The organism is Paenibacillus sp. FSL L8-0470 (assembly GCF_038008625.1).
Lineage (GTDB): Bacteria > Bacillota > Bacilli > Paenibacillales > Paenibacillaceae > Paenibacillus_AQ.
Genome location: NZ_JBBOZM010000001.1, coordinates 3,930,230 through 3,950,554, shown reverse-complemented (window position 1 = coordinate 3,950,554; position 20,325 = coordinate 3,930,230). Strand labels below are relative to the sequence as shown.

At 51.9% G+C, this 20,325-nt stretch carries 12 protein-coding genes; 2 read left to right on the top strand and 10 right to left on the bottom strand.

Translation table 11 applies throughout. From position 1 onward, the window contains the following. Positions 1 to 9 precede the first annotated feature (9 nt). Genes NST99_RS17660 through NST99_RS17640 form a run of 5 tightly spaced genes read right to left on the bottom strand, consistent with a single transcriptional unit; the run spans position 10 to position 7,231 of the window. Positions 10 to 3,261, bottom strand: a complete 3,252-nt coding sequence (locus tag NST99_RS17660; protein ID WP_341093412.1) for an EndoU domain-containing protein — start codon at positions 3,259 to 3,261, stop codon at positions 10 to 12. 23 nt (positions 3,262 to 3,284) lie between these two features. After that, positions 3,285 to 3,977, bottom strand: coding sequence for a PAAR-like protein (locus tag NST99_RS17655; protein WP_341093410.1), 693 nt, complete (start codon positions 3,975 to 3,977; stop codon positions 3,285 to 3,287). 1 nt (position 3,978) lies between these two features. Then, entirely contained in the window at positions 3,979 to 4,503 is a 525-nt protein-coding gene (locus tag NST99_RS17650; protein ID WP_341093407.1) for a hypothetical protein, read from the bottom strand. Further along, complete coding sequence (locus tag NST99_RS17645; protein ID WP_341093405.1) at positions 4,496 to 5,647, bottom strand: pentapeptide repeat-containing protein; 1,152 nt, start codon at positions 5,645 to 5,647, stop codon at positions 4,496 to 4,498. Before NST99_RS17645 ends, NST99_RS17650 begins: the two co-directional genes overlap by 8 nt. A 27-nt stretch (positions 5,648 to 5,674) precedes the next feature. After that, the gene (locus tag NST99_RS17640; protein WP_341093403.1) at positions 5,675 to 7,231 is read right to left on the bottom strand and encodes a contractile injection system protein, VgrG/Pvc8 family; all 1,557 of its coding nucleotides are present in this window, start codon (positions 7,229 to 7,231) and stop codon (positions 5,675 to 5,677) included. Positions 7,232 to 7,568: 337 nt separating this feature from the next. On the opposite strand from NST99_RS17640, the gene NST99_RS17635 reads away from it, so the two are divergent. Both NST99_RS17635 and NST99_RS17630 read left to right on the top strand, forming a co-directional pair. Then, the gene (locus NST99_RS17635; RefSeq protein ID WP_341093402.1) at positions 7,569 to 8,231 is read left to right on the top strand and encodes a TetR family transcriptional regulator; all 663 of its coding nucleotides are present in this window, start codon (positions 7,569 to 7,571) and stop codon (positions 8,229 to 8,231) included. Then, a complete protein-coding gene (locus tag NST99_RS17630; RefSeq protein WP_341093400.1) occupies positions 8,228 to 9,508 on the top strand; it encodes an MFS transporter in 1,281 nt (426 codons plus the stop codon). The genes NST99_RS17635 and NST99_RS17630 overlap by 4 nt, the downstream gene beginning before the upstream one ends. Positions 9,509 to 9,686: 178 nt before the next feature. Here the strand turns inward: NST99_RS17630 and NST99_RS17625 are convergent, their stop codons facing one another. From NST99_RS17625 to NST99_RS17605, 5 genes are all read right to left on the bottom strand, one after another. Then, complete coding sequence (locus tag NST99_RS17625) at positions 9,687 to 11,159, bottom strand: amidase family protein (RefSeq protein WP_341093398.1); 1,473 nt, start codon at positions 11,157 to 11,159, stop codon at positions 9,687 to 9,689. Between the two features lie 23 nt (positions 11,160 to 11,182). Further along, positions 11,183 to 11,938 (bottom strand): GNAT family N-acetyltransferase, encoded by a 756-nt coding sequence (locus tag NST99_RS17620; RefSeq protein WP_341093396.1) that lies wholly within the window; start codon positions 11,936 to 11,938, stop codon positions 11,183 to 11,185. Positions 11,939 to 12,019: 81 nt separating this feature from the next. Then, positions 12,020 to 12,778 carry a VOC family protein gene (locus NST99_RS17615; RefSeq protein ID WP_341093394.1) on the bottom strand — a complete coding sequence of 253 codons (759 nt, stop codon included), beginning with the start codon at positions 12,776 to 12,778 and terminating at the stop codon, positions 12,020 to 12,022. Then, the gene (locus tag NST99_RS17610) at positions 12,775 to 13,659 is read right to left on the bottom strand and encodes a stalk domain-containing protein (RefSeq protein ID WP_341093392.1); all 885 of its coding nucleotides are present in this window, start codon (positions 13,657 to 13,659) and stop codon (positions 12,775 to 12,777) included. Before NST99_RS17610 ends, NST99_RS17615 begins: the two co-directional genes overlap by 4 nt. Positions 13,660 to 13,687: 28 nt before the next feature. Beyond that, the gene (locus tag NST99_RS17605) at positions 13,688 to 20,308 is read right to left on the bottom strand and encodes an amino acid adenylation domain-containing protein (RefSeq protein WP_341093391.1); all 6,621 of its coding nucleotides are present in this window, start codon (positions 20,306 to 20,308) and stop codon (positions 13,688 to 13,690) included. Positions 20,309 to 20,325: the final 17 nt, after the last annotated feature.

The window sequence follows — 20,325 nt, the reverse complement described above, 5'->3', positions numbered from 1 at the left end:
TTCTTCCTCCTATGGATTAGGTGTTGCCGGAAAAAACGAATCAATTTTGCCATTTCTGAAATATCCAATCCATGATACACCTTTTGAATCCACGCCTAACCAAACAGTTGGCAAGACTCCAGATGACTCCTTTGCCAAAGCATCCTCTGCAGCTTCCAATCCACTTCTAATGTACTCGCCATCTGATATTATCTCTGGATCATAAATGGTTTTCGTATTAGTTTTTTGATTATAGTTACCAGTCGGTTGTCTTGTTTTTGCATCCAGCTCTGGAACACTATATTCAACTTGTGTAATTCCCTTCACTTCTCTTCCATAAATATCGTAAACCTTATTTGAGTCTACAACTTTTACATCATTTTTGTAAAACTCTTTCTCGTTATGTGCACCAACAATCCCTTTTTTATTTTTGTGAGGTTCTCCAGTAGCAGGATCGTAAAATTCCCTATCCCTTATATGTTTTTCTAGTTCAGGTGTTGATGTGAATTTCCATTTAACATTCCCATCTCCGTACTTAGCTCGAAAATAATCATCCCAATCCTCCTTAAACATGGGCATCTTAGATTGCCATGGAGGTACACCATCACCCGTCCCCTCAACCGACCGCGACGAACCCTCCGCTTTTGGTTTTCCCACTGTCCTGGCGTCATCTGCCCCTGCAAGACTCTTGCTCTTTGCTAAGTCATCCATCAAACCGCCATCTTTAACCACCATTTCATTGGGCAGGTTTGTTTTAAGTCTAGCAGTGGTGTCCGCTTCGTTCGTCAATGCCTTCAAAGCATCATCCAGCGCCGCAATATTCTTGCGGTTCGCTATTTTATCTGCAGCCTTATACAAGCCGTGCTTGAGCAGGCTGGCTAGGCTCACAAAGGCGATGCCAATCCCCAGTCCATCCAGCAGTGACTGGTCCATGCCGAGGAAGGTCGGATTCGTATAGGCGTTTCCGTTCTTGAGATCGTTCAACTTCTCCACGTTGACCACGATCACGCCTACGCTATAGGCGATGTCTGCAGCCGCCAAGAGATATAACGATCCTCCGGCTGTCGGAATCGCCGAGATGATCGCCACCACGCCGAATAAGAGGTTGAACTCCGCGACTAGCATTTGGGGGTCCAGGATTAATACCTGGAACGTATATCGAGATAAGTATACTGTTTTCTCCATTTTTTTGCTCAGATAATCTGGTTTCTGCGGCACGACATTCTGCAGCAGCCAGTCATCCAGCGCGGGCTCCAGGACAGGCTTCATCTTGTCCACTAGATGACGTATTCCCGTTGCATCCAGCAGTCGCTCCATAACTCCCGGCTGCTTGTTTTTCTGAGGTGCGCTTGCGGCCAGTTCTGGCCGCGCTGGTATCAACGCCTCGATCTCCGCTCGCGATTTACCTTCCTTTCTGCCTTGCTCTATGATCCTCTCCGCACTTTGATTCCAGGCATGAACCGCTGTCCGGTTCCGGTCCTCCACCTCATAGAGCTGCTGGTTCTTCTCCAGCTCCGCTTGTTTTTCTTCCTCGCCCTGCTTCTCCGGCTCGCTGGCGGTCTGCTGGCCATACCTCTTCTTATAGGCGCTCTGCTGTTCTTCCGCCGCCTTCCCGCCCATCCAGCTTCGTGCCGCTTCATGTGTACCCGGATTGCTGCTCGCTTCAGCCGCCACTTTGGAGCGGATATCGGCTCTTTGTCCTTCTGTTAATTGCGTGGCCGCACCTAATTTAAGGCTTAAATCTATTTCTTGCATCATGATTTCACCTTTGGCCAGCTCGTCAATATACAGCTCCTTCAGCTCGGCATCCGTCAGCAGCTCCATGTAATCCACTTCGACTTTCTGGAAGTCGATCTTGCTGCTATGGATGCCCACCCGCTTCTCGCTGACGACCATATAATGGGCGGCGTTCGTTTGCAGCGTAATCTGCTGCTTTGCCCGCATCCGGATGGATTCCAGTATACTCTTTCCGTCCCCGCTTCCCAGCTCCATCCGATTGCTCGCTACCAGCAATAGATCCTCGCTGGCATTAACGGTGATGTTCCCGCCATCTAAATGCAGGCTGACCGTCCCTTTCTGGAACAGGACGCCGTCGTCTCCCAGCTGCATTTTCGCTTCGCCCGGCATCTCGAACACCTTCGTCGTCGGCTTCTGGAACACTGTCCGGCTCTTCATCTCCTCGCTCCCGCCGCGAACCGAGTTAATCGCTATCGCCTTCTTCTCTACCCCGCTTGGAAAATACACCTTGATCCGCGCACCTTCCTCCGGCAGACAGTGAAAGATATTGTTCCCTTCCCCAGAGTACGGAAACCACCAGTTCCCTTGTGTGTCATGCCCGGCATCGATGTCAAGGTGCACCTTCACCATATTGTTTGCCCGTTTCACGACCCTGCCTTCAAGGGATACCCCTTGAATCGCCTCATTGCGCCGCGACTTCCTTCGCAATGTCTGGCGTTTCACCAGCACATATTCATACTGTAGCAGCCCGGATTCATAGCTGATCACCGATTCGGAGACGACCCACATCTGATTCTTAAAAAGAACATCGTCTCCGACCTGGCAATATTGACCGCTGACCACCCGGTAACGGACAAAATCCCCCTCATGGAGCTGATCCGCTTCCGTTCCTTCCGCATGCGCCTTCAGCTCTTCATAGGCGGCCCGGTCCTTTATGACCGTATAATGTTTGGACTTCAGCTCCTCTCCCCAGGACAGGTCCGGCACGCCGAAATAGACGCGCGGTGCATCCAGTGTGACATCCGGCAAGATCACTGTCCCCACCCGGGAAGCCAGCCGTTTCATAAACTGCCAGTCAGTTTCACCGTATTGAACCATTAAGGTGCCCAGGGCGTCCTGCTTGCCCGTCGCCATATTGTGCGCATCCCCTCCGGGATAGTTCGCAGCAAGCCCTGCAATGGCTTCCGAATAAGTCAGATGCTTATTCTGGTACGACCGGTTCTTCGGCTCCATATCCATCGCATAGCTGCGTGAGAGCGCCTCGATTTGCACATGCGAAATCCCGTCTTCCATTTGGATATCTACATTCGTAATGCCGCCGGCGAACCAGCTCTCCACCCGCGGCTTGGTCGGTTTGCGGAAGACAAGGCTGTCCTCGAAGCTGCTTCTCAGCAAGCAGGCTTCCGCTTCTTCTTCCGTCATGACCGCCGTAAACGTGCACCGCGCATGTGTATTAAATTTCCGTTCAATCCGGAAACTGCGGATCGCTTTTAGCTCATAAGGCCACTGCAGCTCGTAGCCATCCCCGTGATACTCTGCTCCCATGCCCTCACCATCACCTCTCTTCTTTATCTCGCGGAGAACTCAGGCGGCGCCGGGTCCATTCCATTCGTGAGCAACCGGATCTGACCTCCATACTGGCAAAATAAGCAGGACTTGCTGGTCAGCGCCTGTACCCCTTGAATAGAAACATTCGGACTGCCGTTGGTCCACTCTGTCTGAGCGCCTGCTAAGCGCTCCAGCAATGTGGTCAGCGCAGATACTGCACCTGACAGCTTGAATTGCGGTTCAGGGGATGGGCCTCCAGCAGAAGAAGGTCCCAGCACCGTTGGCATCAGCTTGGGCGCACAAGGATAAATAAACTGGCCTACTGTGGGTTCCTCCGGATCGGGGTCGACCATATACGAAGGATCTGTAAAACCCAAGGTTTTCTCAGCCGCCTTCAGCGGATTCATATCACTCCGGCAATAGCCGAACGAATAGAAGTTTCCATCGAGCGCCTGTCCCATTCGGTCAAAGGGAATAGCGCCCTGAACCGTTCCCGGTTCCGAGGTGGATAACGCACAATCCTTCACCGTCAACATCGGCCTGCCATTGATGTACACACCGTTCGGGTCCTGCTTGTTCAGCACTTCCTCATGTGTGCCTCGCGTGCAATGCATATACGCCCCCGCCGTCACATACGTATCCTCGCTTCGCCACGGGGATTCCAGGAGCTTGTTAAGCGTGCTTTTCGTCAACAAGGTATCCATAATTCCCATTTCAAGTTTCTCCTCTCGTCAACCGGATCGGTCTGACACTTAAGCCATACAGACTTTTTCTAAGCAAGCTCTCAGCGATGTCCACACGTGCAACCAGCACACGACTCCGGTAATATGGAATTTGAAAAATTGCCGTTTCCTTTAATGCTTCTGTGTCTGCCCAAAGGGTGTGAATCCGTCCATTTTCCGTCTCTGTGCGGTCAGGTGCAAGACAAGGAATTTCCGGAAAGTCCATCCATGCATAATAAAATTGCCCCTGCTGTTCCAGGTCCATTACGACCACACTTTTATAAGGAATGTCCGGTAGCTGCTTAGTTACAGTTGCCCGCAGCTCCTCGCTGACCAGCAATATCGGATGTTCGATCAGACTGCTGGCAGAGAGGAGATTGCCCGGCTTGGTGTAGACGATTTCCTGTGGCCCGGCATACCCATAACCTTTCAGCATACGTTCCGGGAATGCCAGATTCACTCCATTTGCCGGCAAGCGCCGGTCATGCTCCAGCACGAAGTACTTCATGCTACTCATGCTGCGCCTCCCCCACCCAGATCATCGTGCCACGCTGTTCCTTGGTCAGTGTTACCGAAGCAGCATCCCGCTCCAGCATTCGGCTTCCCGTCAAGTCTGCACCTGTGAAATTCGTCCCTTCCAGCTGTGCACCTGTGAAATCTCCGGCAATTCTCGCGCCCTGAAAGCTGGCAAACGTCAGATTGGCCTGTTGAAACAACACGCCATTCAAGCCGAATACCAAGCCATGTGCTTCTGCCGCCATGTCCCGAATTCCCAGCACATGGTCGAACCTTGCAGAAGTCAGGTCACAATCGCGAAAGTCCGCATCCACCAGAAGACTCTCGCGAAAATCGGCCTGATCGCACACACAGCGCTCGAAGCGGGTACCGAGCATTCGGCTGCCCCCGAAATGACTTCCGGTCAGCGTCACCTCTTCAAACCTTGCATAACTCAGATCAACGCCTTCGTAATAGCCACGGGACAAGTTGACCTTGGCAATATGTTCATAGATGTATTCCTGATCTGACTTATTTTCCAGCCACCCTTTGCAAGTAATGGAGGAACGTTGCCTTTCATTGACGCGGTACACAGATTCACTGACCTCAGGGTCCCGAAATTGACCGACACGCACTTCAAATGCACTGTCTTTCTCCAGGTTTTGGAAAGAAACAAGCTGCCGGATGGTATCCATGGCATAACGAACAGCATGTACCATATAGATGTGGAACGGATACAGCTGCCGGGCCTTCCAGACTTCGAACGAATGGCGGTGAATACGGTTTAAATAACGTCTGCGTTTCTCCTCACATGCTTGATCCCAAGCGTCCGCGAATCCGTAGATCCAGCCTGCATCATAATGAAAAGGTGTCAGCTGCACCTTGCTTTCCGTGTCCCTGTCGCTGGCCTCCAGCATATAGACGGGCTTCCCTTCGTTCAGGCTCGTCCGGAGCAGGGAGAGATGAAGATAGGCGCATTTCATTAATTTCCCCTCTTGCTGCTGGAGTTGTACCTTCTCGCAGAACTGGTCAAACAGCGGGACGAGTTGGGTGGTGATCTGTTTTTTATGCTGAACGTAATAGGTATGTAAGGATTTAATTTGCTCATTTCGCTGAGGCAGGACATCTTCTTCTATAAAATGGTTCCATATCTCCAGGTCGTGCATCCCGTGCGCTCCTCTCTTCGGTGTGTTCTATTGATTCATCAGCACTTCGATGCCTTTAATCACGACCTGCCCCTGATCCATCGTAAAGCCGCCGTTTCCGTCCTTGGTGGACATTTCAATCTGGTTGGCAACCATCATAATGGATTCCGAGACCATTTCAATTTGCTTGCTGGCCTGCAATGTAATCTTATTCTCACAATTCAGAATAATCGTGCCCGCACTCGTTAAAGTAAGCGTTGCGCCCCCGGTCGCACCGGTAATGATGATTTTATCTTCCTCGAACGTGATCTTCTGGCCGGTTGGCGTCAACAAGAACTTCGTGTTCGGATTGGCCATTAAATCTTCCTTTAGATCCTTGTCGTAATGAATAACAGGCTGCAGCTGTTCTTGCTGGACTACGGTCGTCGTCACATTTTGGCTGTGTCTGCCTGCAGCAGCGGATGTACTGCCCGGCTTGGATGCGGGAGCCATTGCTTCTTCCGGCACCTTCTTCCGCACAGAACTGAGTGCAATGCCTTCTGCTTCCTTCGCATTGGGGAAATAGATCCGGACAGTGTCGCCTTTTTCCGGCATACAGTACCATCCCGTCTGATCGTCCGAGGCATACATCGTGGAATACGGAAAAGGGCTAGCGATCGCGAGGCTCCAGTCCTGATCGTAATCGAGCTGCACCTTGACCTCATCCCGGACCACTTCCATGACTTTTCCTGAGAGGGAAGAGCCTATCAGCTTGGAATTATACTTCATGCGCCGGTAAGCTGCCCGTTTCAGACAGAGGGTGTAGTGATGTGTAAGCAGACCCTGCTTCATTTCGGTCCGTACCTCGAACACGTGAAGCTGCTGGCCTTTGAAGGTGACCTGATCTCCAAGTTCAAGCACCTGATTGTTCAGCATCACTTCATAACAAATATAATCCCGTTCACTAAGCCCGCTCTCTCCGTTTCCCGCCTCTTTTTTGAAGGCTAATATATCCTTGTACATCCGGTAATGGGTAGCTTCTATCCTGCCTGCGTCCCGATGATCTGGAATGCCCAAATACACGCGAACGCTGTCTTCCGTGGATACAGGAACCAGCACCGTGTGATAACGGGAGGCCAGACGCTTCAGAAACTGCCAGTCTGTCTCCTGATATTGCAGGGTATACGCATCCAGTCTTTTATCTTCCACAAACGTATTAAAGCTTTGCCCATTGGGGTAGTACCCGCTGATCTTCTGCATTAAATCGGGAATGAGCATAGAATTGTTCTGGTAGGAACGCGTCTGCGGTTTGAGATCCATTGCGTGGGTATGAGAGATGGCTTCCGCTTCCAGCCAGTAGGCTTCCTTATCGACCTTGACACGGAGTTTGAGGATCGTGCCATGAAACAATCGCTTCCTATTTCCTTTCTCGTCGGTATACAGAAGCTCTACCGGGGTATTCTCATCCGCCATCCGTACATAATGCTCTTCCCTATCTTCCGAGATCATGCCCGTAAACGTCAATTTGGCGTGGTCATTGATTTTCTTGACCAACGTCACATGATGCAGTCTCATCTCAAAAGGAAGTATATGCAAATGTTCATAGCTAACGGCTGACATTGCCATTGTGTCATCTCCTTCATGCAATTCCTTTAATTCCCTATATATCGTCTTTTTCCCATCTAATTTTAATATATCACCCTTAAATACTAAATTAAGTATGTAAAAGGATTTTTTATCAGACATTACTGGGCTGTAGAAGGCGGCACCAACTGGAATTACAACTCCGGAAACAACAGTCTGACCCTTGGAATTCAGATTCGATACTATAACATGGCACGGTAGGACGGCTGACTGCCTTCCTCTTCCAGCCTCCTATTTATTTGTTGCAAAATGAACCGCGTGTCATTAAAATAATAATGACACGCGGTTCATTTTGGATACTTAGAAAGGTGGCGGGTAAATGTCTCCCCGATTGACGGATCACCGGAAAGAACAGCGAAGCCGGCAGATATTGGATGCTGCTAAATGCGTATTTAGTAGAAAAGGCTACGGCGCGGTCTCGCTGAAGGATATTATCGAGGAAGCTGGCATGAGCCGGGGCTGGATTTACCTCTATTATCAAACGAAGGAGGAAATTTTTGAAGCCTTGCTGGATCGTCAGGATCTTGAGTATGAACAGTATCTTGAATACTTGAAGGCTGCTTCATCATCCATTTGGCAGGTCATTATCACACTCTATACCCAGCAGCTTCATGATTTGGAGCAAATGGAGGGCGGCGGAATGATGCCTGCTTTTTACGAGTATTTTCTAGTCGGCTGGCGTGATTCTTCACGCAGAGAGCTGCTTGAAAGACGGTACGAAAGAGGCATCGAACGTTTTGCAGATTTGCTTCGGACGGGGGTAAGCCGCGGTGAATTAACTCCAGTCATGGATCTTAGTGAGATATCCAGGGTGGTCTCATCCTTTCAGGAAGGTATCGTTACACATTCCATCACGGTTGGCACCAGGCAAGCGGATACCGGTATGCAATTCAATGCACTACTTCACTATCTGTACAGTCTGCTTCAACCGTCAGCCGGCCAAGCAATGGATTTCTTTGGTTTAAGGGAGGAGATTCAATGAAGTCACTTTTTCGCAATCCTGTGTTCTGCAAGCTGTTTATTGCGGCTTTTGCTTCCCAACTGGGTACGGTGGTCGGTAACATGGCTTTTGCCTATTATCTGGTAGACCGGTTCAGCGAGCGCCCCTCCCTGGCAACGACCGCGGAGTTGATGTATTCCTTGCCTACACTGGCAGTATTCTGGATCGTTGGTGTTGTGGCCGACCGGTTCGACCGAAAGCATATCGCCGCATACAGCGATTGGATCCGTGCCGGATTGACCTTGCTGCTGCTGGTATTCGTGCATTATGATTTAATCGTGCTATGCTTTCTGGTCCTGTTTCTGCGCAGCTCGATATCCAAATTTTTTGGTCCGGCTGAGATGGGGCTGCTGCAGGGAAGCATCGGTCATGACCAGTATGTTCAGGCATCGGGGTTAAACCAGATCGTTATGGGAATGTTCATGTTATTCGGGATGAGCCTGGGAGCGACTGCTTATCATTTTGTTGGAATTGAAGGCGCTATCATCGCCGACGGTGCCAGTTTTCTAATCTCGGGTCTGCTGCTGGCCTGGGGGGATTTTCCCGAGAATGCCCGGATGCCTAACGGCAAGAACCGCATTCGGGAGCTTCGCTTTTCGCACCTCATTACAGATTTCTGGCAGGGTCTTCGTTATATCACCGGAAATCGGCTGCTGCTCGTACTTATCAGCGGATTTTTGTTCTTCGGGATCGTAAATGGTGTGTTTGCTGTGCTTCCGATTTTTGCAATGAAATATAAGCTGAGTCCCGATAATTATGTCGTCTATTCCTCGATGATTACCGTTTTTCTTGGCATCGGCTTCCTGCTGGGCAGCATTCTCGGTCCTCGTCTCATTGCCCGCTTCACCCGGACTCCGGTGCTTATAACGGGGTTATTCGTAGCCAGCCTGCTTATTGGGGGGCTGGGTTATGCCGGTCAGGTCGAGGTATACTTAGTCATTATTCTGCTCGCGGGTATTGCAATTGCGCCAATCAATATCGTTCTTGGCAGCTGGATGCCCGAATTGGTTCCTGCCCGTAATATGGGCAGGGTTAATGCTTTGATTGATCCGGTCATAATGCTGGGCCACTCCATGGCACTGGGCATTGTCGCCCTGGCCTTTCCCGCCTGGATTTCGGTGACTTGGCTGCACTATATACTCGGGCTATGTACAGTAGCCGTCAGCTTCTTCTACCTTTTTTCACTTCCCTCCCTTGTCCGTAAGCTTGAGGTACAATCGGCCGCAGAACGCGAGGCATCGCATAGTGAACCGGCTTGAGCCGATTACATAACAGATCAGGCGAGCGGCTATACATGCACTGCCCGGCATAAGCAGCCGCCAAATAAAAAGCACATAGCCGCGGCCCTGTGCTTTTATTACTCATTTCTATCCGTAAACTATTGAAGATGAAAATAATATTTATCGTGATTTTGAAGATGTAAGGTGAGCAGTAGAGTTATGAATAGCCAGGAGGAATTTGAAATCCCTCTGTCAATGACTCGCATATTTCGGCAAAGTCAATGGTGATATGATCCTTGAAATGCCCACTGATGATCTGGATTCCACAAGGTAATTCATCGTTAGAGCGGTTCAGCGGCAAAATTGTGGCAGGCAGTCCAAAGACAGTCGCGAGGATATTCCAGATTAAATGCTCGTTATAACCAGTTGCTCGTCCATTCACTTCCAGAACCCTTCTAGTTACCGCCTGCTGCATGTGGGGAATTGCCAATACCGGACTGATGGGCAGCAGCAGAACATCATATTCCTGAAGTAAGGAAGTGATCACACGGTTATATTCCTGACGCAGACGGTCCGTTTCCGCTTGTTCTCCCTCACTCTGATTCATTGCCCGGTAATAGTCCTCTAGCCCTTCAGGAAAAGCCTTCGTCACCAAACGGGATGCCCGCAAGCCAAGGGAGGCCAGACTTGCAGTCAGGCGCTGCCTTGAATTGAACGAGGTGCCGACAAGCCGTCCAGACAGCTGCATAGCCAGGTCGAACAGCTTGTCCATCTGGATCTCAGGAGGCATTCCGTGGTGAACCTCCACCCCCTCCATCCTTGATAAACCTGCGGTAAAATCAGCATATCTGCGTTTAATATGTTCATCTATTTCATGCTCCGGAGTTTCAAACCAGGTCAGGACTTTAATCTTCGCTTGCTCCTTTAATGTGTTAGTGCGGAAATCAGGAGGGACAGGCACATCTACCCAGGGATCATACAGCACATCCATAATCAGCCGCAGATCCTTGGCGCTTCGGGCCAGCGGGCCAGCCGCCGACAAATCAGGCTCGCTTGGATCACCGGGAGGATTTCCGGGAACATGTCCTCTAAGCGACAGCATTCCAAGACTGCAGCGATGGGCATATACACCGGTATAATGCGCAGGAATCCGCAGGCAGCCGATCAGATCGCTGCCGAATTCCACAGGCGTGCAATCAGACGCCAAAGCGGCCGCACTGCCGCCAGATGAACCCCCTGGTGTCAAGTTTGTGTTCCAAGGGTTGTTGGTCGTGCCGTATAGATCATTATAGGTCTGCCAGTCTGCAGTCATCACCGGCACGTTGGTTTTCCCCATAACGATCGCTCCGGCCTGAATCAATCGTTGCACCGTGGCCGCATGTTCTGTAGCAATATTATGTTTTAAATGCGGGGCACCAGAGGTTGTAAGCATCCCGCTGACATTAAATGACTCCTTGACCGTAAGCGGCAGGCCATGCAGTGGCCCGTACCTCCGGCCTTCTTTTCTGTCCCGGTCGGCCTGATCCGCCTGGGCGTAGGCAATTTCCCGCTGCTGCTGCACTACGGCATTTAGCCCTTCATTCACAAGGTCCATCCGGCCATAATAGTAATCCAGCAGTTGCCTGGAATTCACCTCACCCTGTTCAAGCAGCCGGATCACATCGGAAGCGGTAAGATAAGCTAAATTCAAGTTTCTTCCTCCCTGTATCCTTACTATTTGGAGCTGTCGAGCAGTTTCGCGAACTTGCCCGGACTCATAATCTCGTGAGTGCTAAACGTACCATTAAGAAACAGACTGAAGGTTGTCCAGACCGAAGGGGCGGCCTGGGCTTCCTCCCGGGTAGTCAGGAGATGAGCCGTAAACGGGATACCCCTCTCCTTCGCCACTGACCGCAAATCCTCCAACACACCAACGGCAAAAGGACATTGTGCTGTGTAATAAATACAAATCCCGTCGCCCGAGGCTGGCGCAGACTTCACGGAATGTGCAAAAGACGGGTACTCCCCCTCATCGTTCCATTTGAGTACCGCCAACTCGAAATAAGGATCTGCTTCATCGGTGATTTGAAATCCCATATGCTCAAAAAAACGTTTATCGCTCAAATAAGGCATTTTCTTCTTGCTGACAATATGCACAATGCCATCCATGCCCAAGGCTTGGGCATCTGCCTTGCACTTATCCAGAAGCTGTTTGGAATGACCATTGTCCTTGTGTCTTCCAGATACCCACAGGCAGTTAATGTACATATAGTTAGGGGCATTAAGCGGGATCCAAGCCTTCTCGGCAGGCATATATTCAATAAAAACCTTCGCCCGGTCATTCAGCCGGTAAAAAACCAGCCCTTCCTCCATCCTTTCGCTCAGCCATTGCTTTTTGTCCCGGACTGCCTGCTCATATTGCTTCGCGCCCAGGGCGCAGCAGATATGTTCTTGTTCGATGTTTTCTTTGGTAATTTGCAAGTAGGTCATTGTGTCACTACCTCACTATTCTTTTTGAAATATCCGGGATAGCCAAACGGCTGTTTAGGACTATCCCGGAACAATTTGCGCCTAGAACCCGTGCTGGATCGAAAAGAAAGCTCCCTGCGGGTCTTGCAAAGTGGAACATGTCCCGCCACCCGGCACAGGCATTGGGGAGATCACCACAGAAGCTCCTAAGGCTACCGCTTGCTGAGCGACCTTCTCGCATCCGGAAACCTTGAAATATAATCCCCAGCCGCTGCTCATGTTCGCCATATCCTGGGGAATTGCCTTCATGCCGGCTACGTAGTCTGCTCCAACTTTGAACTGGAGATAACGGCCTGACGGAGTAGGTACTTCTTCCATTGACCATCCCAGTAGTTCCGTATAAAAATGAGCGGCGGCGTTCAGATCAGTTGTATACAGCTCATGCCAGTCGATAGAGTACGGCTCGTGCTGAACGCCCGATCCCAGATGCTCTGCCGCTTCCCATAAGGCCACCATCGCTCCGGTAGGATCACGGAATGCACACATAGTGCCCTTGTCCCCTATGCGTCTTGGGGCAATGAGCATTTCCGCTCCCAGTGACTGGGCACGTGCAGCCGAGAACTCCACGTCCTGAACAGCAATGTAGCAGCCCCAGAAAGAGGCCAGCTTGGGATCACCTAAGGAATACATGGCAGCCACATCTTGTTCGTCCGATTGGAATACCGTGTAGCTTCGCCCATCTTCCATAGTTGTCGTTTGTGTGCTCCAAGGAAATAATGCGGTATAAAATGCAGCGGATGCTGCCGGATCACCACTGCCCAGCTCGGCCCAGCAAAACGTACCTTCGTTATAATGCTTCATAGGTCTTTGAACCGGAGCTGAATTTCGGTAACCTGTTTACGGTAATCCTTCAGATCCTCATGCACATATACTTCCCGTGACGGTGATGTAAGCTGGACTCCTGTATTTTTAGCATATAAGTCCATTTGCGCCCAGACGTCACCCAGCGTATCCGGCGTTCCCTGGTGAACCACCGACAGGAAATAACCGCCTTCCAGCGTTTTGGTAACTATCGGAATCTTCTGGCCCTTGTATTCTATAGACTCGCCCTCCACAGCTTTGCTGACCGGAATGCAAATCTCTGTGTCATGTCCTAGTTCATAATTCTGCTCATAATACAAACTCATGCCTTGACCATTGATTACATCCTTCACTTTGCTGTCAAGCAGGGTAAAGACCTTGGTAATTTCCTCGTATTGGCCGCGGTAACGGATGCTTGCAACCTGAATTGGGAAAACGTACTTTTTAACAACGGTGAATTCCGGCTTCAGATCCACTGCGGTTTTCGCCGGATTCCAGGCTGTTACAAGCCCAATCGCCTCCAGCGCCTCCAGTGGAACGAGGATGGCGGACTGGTGCTGTCTAGGGGCTGCATGAAGAGTAATGGTCTGCTCATTGACCTTCATTTGCTTGCTGCCGATAACCAGTATTGCCGTTCGGGCAAATGTTGACAGGGTAAGCTTCTTTTCTTTGGCAGCCCATTGCAAATCTGCACCCAGTTCTTCGGAGACAGGCCGGATCGGTACAAGCCAGGTCTTGCCCTCCTGAACCGGTGAGGCCCCTGTAAAGGTTATCGGTGTTCCATTCCACGAGATCTTGACCGCTGGAGCGGCTGCCGATAAGGCAGTGTCACTCGGACAGGCCAGCAGCGCAATAAATAATAGCAGCATAAATTTCTTCATGTTCTGTTCCCTCCTGAATTTAGGTTGTTTATCGGCCTTGCCGCTGTTTGCCGGCTAACTGGGCCAGGGAACTGCGCCGGGAATCAGCCCGTTCACGCTCCAGGGGCAAGTCATCCTGCGGCGGTGAATCTGCTGCATCTTCCAGCAGAAATTCACAGAGATCTTTAATCGTCGGATACCTGAATAGTTCGATCATAGTCAGCCTGCTACCATAATCTTCCTGTAATTCGCGGAAGAGCGCAACCATACTGATCGAATCACCACCAAGATCGAAGAAGTTATCGTGCAGGCCAATATCCTGACGGTTCAGAACTTTGCGCCAGGCATCCGCAATCTGCTGCAGCAACATAGCTGATCCAGAGGGGAGTTCGCCGGTCGTCATAGCAGCCGCTTCATCGGTTTCCGGGAGCTGCGGTGCCAGAAGCGCAAGCCCTTTGCGGTCTACTTTGCCATTGGCTGTCAGCGGGAAATTCTCCAGCTCCTGTATAGCCGACGGCACCATGTATGAAGGCAATTTCTCTTTTAAATAACCGGTTAGGGCTTTGCCGATGTCCGGTTTGCTCTCCTTAGTAGTGGTTTTATTGGAAGAATAGAGGTTCATCTCTTCCACCTGTCCAGACAGAGTCATCTGCTCAGGCGTAATCCCGCCTCCAAGCAGGCAATGCAGATATACATCGTTACTACGCAGCCGGAACATTGGGCGGATGTGATCGAAGCCCAGGGTACCCATTTGAATTAAGCCAATTCCGTGTTCAGGGCCTTTATCTTCCAGGAGCTGCGAGATGATCCCGGCTTCCATCATCGAATAGCCCAGCCCATCCTTTTGTCCATACATAGGGACGATTGCATCCATGCAGCCGATCAGGAAAATCTGGAAGGCCGAAGCTTCAAAAACTTCACGGTTCCCCGGTGCATGAATGGCAGCATCCATCCTTGGATGTTCTTCGAGCAGTACAAGCTGATGCTGCTTGCGGTTGTAATAATACAGCCCGCCAGGCAGATCCTCTACCGCTCCAGGCTTCAGATGGAAATAGACCTGGACTGGATACAGCCCGCCTGCAGAACCATATTGGAATTTGGGAAAAGGAAGACCATCGAAAGTCCTTTGTGACAAAGCGGACGTAAATGCCCCGAATTGCTGCTGGGAAATCGGCTCCTGCACAAAGCTGCGGTAGCTGCGCCGCCGCAAGAAGGGATCGTTGCCTTCCACTGCATCGGCCAGACTGTAGCTTTTACCGGATAGATTATTTCGCAATGCGGGTTCATTCAGCTTGAACAACATCCGGTCCACTGCACCCGTAATCAATTCCTGCCCGGCCATCCCCTCGACACCGTAAGCCTGTTCACGGTCTACAGTCACATAGGCTGACAACCGTTTGCGTTCGCCTTCCCCTTGGCTGATTACGGTAGCCTCCTTGATATACGGATGGGATTTCAGGGCAGCTTCGATCTCGCCTAGCTCAATGCGATGCCCGCGTACCTTAATCTGCAGATCCTCCCGGCCCAAGAATTCTATATTTCCGTCCTCCGCATATCTTCCGAGATCGCCGGTGCGGTAGAGCCGCTGGCCGGTCAGAGGATGACGGATGAATCGTTCCAGGGTTCGCAGTTCATCCTGCCAGTAGCCCATAGCGAGGCCTTCTCCCCCAATATACAATTCCCCGCATACGCCAATAGGGCACTCCTCCATCCGTTCGTTCAGCACGTATACCCGTTGATTGGCGAGTGAACGTCCGTAAGGAATGCTGGTCCAGCCAGGCAACACCTCCTGAACCGGGTAAGCAATCGACCAGATGGCTGCTTCGGTGGCACCGCCTAACGAGACCACCTCAAGCCCTGGCTTCAACCGGCTGGTTGCTTGAGGCAAGCCCAGTGGTATCCAGTCACCGCTAAGCAGAGCAAGACGCAGCGAGCTGCAGACTGGCGAATTCGTATCTTTGACCAGTTCCGTAAGCATGCTGAGGAGTGCAGGAACTGTATTCCAGAGGGTTACACCTGTCCTGTTCATCAGCTCCAGCCAATGTTCAGGGTCCCGGAGATGATCCTTGTCTGGCAGAACGAGTGTGCCTCCTGCAGAGAGCATGCCGAAGATATCAAACACGGACAGGTCAAAGTTCAGCGCAGACAGGCCGAACATGACATCATTCGGTCCAACTATATAAGTGTGAAGAATATCTTCAATGGTATTGAGAACAGAGCGGTGATTGACCATGACACCTTTGGGAACGCCCGTGCTCCCTGAAGTGAACATAATATACGCCAGGCGGTCTGCCGCCTCTGGGTCCTCTGCCCCGTATTTGCCGTCCGGCTTGCACTGTCCGTTAAGAACAACGTGCATAAGCTGCGGCCAATCTGAGTGATCCAAATCGGGCTGAATGACAGCATTTGCGACTTGTCCAAGCCGCAGAAGCTCAGCTATCCGGGCTTGGGGAAGCGAGGCATCCACGGGTAGATACGCGCAGCCAGCCTTGAGAATCCCAAGCACGGCAGCAATCTGCTCCCAGCCCTTGTGCATCACAACGGCCACCGGTTCGCCCGGACGGATTCCATTTAGGATAAGCTGACCGGCAACGTAATCGGCATAGTCATTCAATTCGGAATAACTAAGCTGCCCTCCAGAAGTGATAAGTGCCACTGCGGACGGTCGTTGCCGTACATTGTTGTGGTAACGTTCCAGCAGTGATCCGGGTGACGGATTAGGCAGCAGTGGCCGGGTATGGAATGTTGCAACCTCATGAAGACGTTCGCGGTGCGGCATACTGCGCGAAAGCTCCATACTCAGGGGCAGTGGTTCATCCCAGACTTGGGCTTCCTTAGCCAGCATGTCCAGCAGCTCGCAATATGCAGCGAACATCTCGTCCAGCATGCCGGCCGGGAACAGTTCATCTACAGAATCCCAATTGAAATGCAATTCCCCATCCCGTTCCAGCACCTGGTGATCCAGCCACACCTGAGGAGTCTGCGAGACACTGTAGCGATCCTCCTGCAAGGCCTGGGCGGGCTGGCCTTCGGTCGCAACTTGTTCTGTCTGATTCAGAATGCTCGTGAAGATTACGGGTACAATCGCCTTCGATGGCTCTTTGTATTTGGCCAGCAGCTCCCTTGTCACCCGCACACCGCTGAAATAGCGGTGATCCATATCCTCAAGCAGCCTGCGCTGATGGCGCTGGGCCCGGCTGATGAAGGCACCCGGTTCGCGGTTGTCAATTTCCAGCAGAGTCAGGGAGGTGAAGTCCCCAATGACTTCGCCCACTTCGGGATGGATCGGCAGACGGTTGAATAAGGTCAGATTAAGGGCGAAATGCGCCTTGCGGCTCCATAACGTCAGCACCTCCGAAAAAGCAGACAGTAAAGCCACCGTAGAGGTAATGCCATAACCTTCCGCTCTCTTTTTGAGCTGCTTCCAGTGTGGTGCGGAGATGACATGCTGCCGCCGTCTGAATTCCGGCTTCAGCACTTGGGACGGTTCCTTCACAAGTTCAAACTGCGGTCCCATTGGCAGGGAGTCCAGCCGGCCCTTCCAGTACGTCTCGGAGCGGCGGAATAATTCGCTTTTTTCAATCTCTGCAGTGGCCAGCACATAATCGCGGAAGGACAAGGTCAGCGGCTCGAAGGCATGGGCAGGATTCAGATAAAGTACAGAGAGCTCGCGCAGCAGCAGCTCCAGGCTCCAGGCATCAGCGATTAGCAGATCGACGCTGATATGCAGCCGGACCCGGCCTTCAGGCAGCCGCGTCGCGCGGACATCAAACAACGGCCACTGGCAGCAATCCAGCACCTGGTGCGACATCTCTTCACGAATAGACCGCACATGGGCGCTTCGCTCCTCTTCCCCAAAAGCGGTGATGTCATAGGAACGGATTATATAGCTGGGAACTTGAGGCAGAATCTGCTGCTGCCCATCCGGAAGAATCACCGAGCGAAGCATGTCATGCCGGTCAATCAGCGCTTGGAACGCCTGCTGGAACGTGCTTAGATTAAGGTCAGCGACATCATTTTCAAAATACATATGGGTCGATACATTTCCAAGCTCCAGGCCCTCAGAACGGCCGATCCAGTAGGCCTTTTGCACATCGGTCAGTGGAAAGGGTTCATACCGCTCCGCCAAAGCAATCTGCACCTCAGGAAGATCAGTATACGCACTGATGCCTTGCCCGGCTTGCTCCGCTGCCAATGCAGCCAGATCGTCCACAGTAGGGTGATCGAAAAATTGCTGGAGCGTAATTTCTGTACAGAAGGTCTTGTTCATCACAAACAAAATTTGGGTCGCCAGCAGGGAATGCCCGCCCAGCTCGAAGAAGGTCTCCTGTCCATCCGCGATCTCGAGCCCAAGGCTCTGCTCCCAGATTTCTTTGACTTTCTGCTGATAATAGTTATTGTCTGCCGTTCTGTTTCCTTGGCGGCTTCCACTCTCAACATCTGCTGTGGAACGTCCGCTGGAAGGGCCAATCCAGAATACACCTCGTTCAAAAGGATAGGTTGGGAGCTCCAGCTTGCGTCTGTGTTCTCCTTCGTAATACAGCGCCCAATCCAGTTCAGCGCCTGCCAGCCATAATCGGGCGATTTCGCTTTGCAGCCAATATAGTCCTGGTGCTTGGCCTGCCGCTGCAATCTGCCCGTCGGATTGGCTGGGCTTGCCCAGGTTCAGGACATAGACCTGCTCCACCTGTTCAGGTGCATGACCGGAAGTATGATCCTTGTCTTCGCTGATGAGCTGATGTAAAGCATCCTCCAAGGCGCATTCGCCCTTCAACACCAGTCTGACCCAGTCGCCTATTCCTGTACCAACGATGGAAGAGGCTTGGATGCCCCAGCCAAGGAACAGGCGGCCAAGCGCCAATTGCAGCGCAAACGACAGCATCCTCCCGGTAGCGGAAGAAGCTTCAGGTGCAAGGGCGGACCGAACATAATGTCTCAGGTCGAGTGGATATGAGCGGCGGATTTGGTCGGACAGTTCGCTAATCAACTGCTGAAATGTCGGATTGGATTCGTATAAATCGCGGGCCTCCTCTGCAGAGAGCACACAGTTTTGTGAGAAGCTTAGACAAACTGCCGGCTTGCCCTCCGCTGCAGACCCCTGACGTGTAGTACCCGTTACACCCGCAGCCCTTAGCTGCTCCAGCAGATCGGTGCGCCCGCGAAAAACAATAGCTTTTGAAACGGCAAATACCGCCCGTCCTGTCTTAAGGGTATAGGCCACGTCGCTTAGATTAAGCTGCGGGTGTATTTCTATATGAGCCGCCATATTGGCGCACATCCGCTCCAGCGCACTTGCTGTCTTGGCCGACAGGACCAGAAGCTCGCAGCGGTTCTCCGCATCCCCTTCCGCCTGAACCGGTGCTTCCGTCAGCACCAAATGGGCATTGATTCCACCTAGTCCAAAGGAGCTGACTCCGGCATACCGCCCATGTTCACCGGCATCCCAGTCCGCAAGCATATCATTCACGTAGAAGGGGCTGCTATGCTCCTCAAGCTTGGGATTCGGTGTCTCAAAATGAAGGCTTGCCGGAATTTTCCGGTGCTTGAGCGCCAAGGCTGTTTTGATCAGACCGGCTGCCCCAGAAGCCATCTCGACATGGCCGATGTTGGTTTTGGCCGAACCAATTGCACAAAAACGGTTGGAGCGCGCCGCTGCAAACGCTCTGCTTAGCGCCTCAAGCTCTATATCATCTCCAAGCGGCGTGCCGCTGCCGTGAGCTTCAACGTAGCTGATTGCATCCGGCTGGACTTGGGCGATGCTCATGGCTTCAGCAATGACCGCCGCCTGGCCATCTACACCGGGAGCAGCGTAGCCGATCCGGTTAGCGCCGTCGCTGTTAATTGCCGAGCCTTTGATTACGGCCTGGATCGTATCTCCGTCCCGCAGTGCATCTTCAAGCCTTTTCAAGACGACGATTCCCAGGCCATTGCTGTATACAGTCCCAGTAGCCTCTGCGTCAAAAGCGTGAATCATCCCATCTGCTGCGGTCAGTCCCCCTTGGCGGTGCAGGTAGCCCGGAACTTGCGGGAATTTGAGCGTCACGCCCCCTGCCAGTGCAAGGTCGCATTGTCCGCTGAGCAGACTTTCACAGGCCAGATGCGTTGCTACGAGAGAAGTCGAACAAGAAGTCTGTACGGCAACGACAGGTCCGCAAATATTTAGGCGATAGGCAATTTGGGCGGTCATATGGTCCTTGTCGTTGGCGATCATAAGCTGCAAATCACTGACGGATTCGTTCCGGTCCCTGTCCGCAAGCAAGTGGTTAATCAGGTAAGTACTAGTGCTGACTCCTGCGAACAAACCAATCAGTCCGGGATAATTCAGCGGGTTATACCCTGCCTTCTCCAGTACCTCCCAGGCGCTCTCCATAAAAAGCCGATGCTGCGGATCGGTGATTTCGGCTTCCCTGCCGGTCAGCTTGAAGAAGGCAGCATCAAATTTCTCAGTATTCTTCAATGAAGTATTCACCGGGATCAGACCTTCGCTCCCCAGGCGGCTCAGGGGTTCTATGCCTGGTCCTGCCGGTGCGGGGCTTAGCTGCAGCGCATCCGTTCCACTAGCGAGAAGCTCCCAATACTGCTCCACGGAATCCACCCCGGGGAACCGGCACACCATGCTGACGATGGCGATATCATTACTTATATCCTGCTCCGACTGTTCCTTGCTCACTGTGTTTCCTCCCTTAT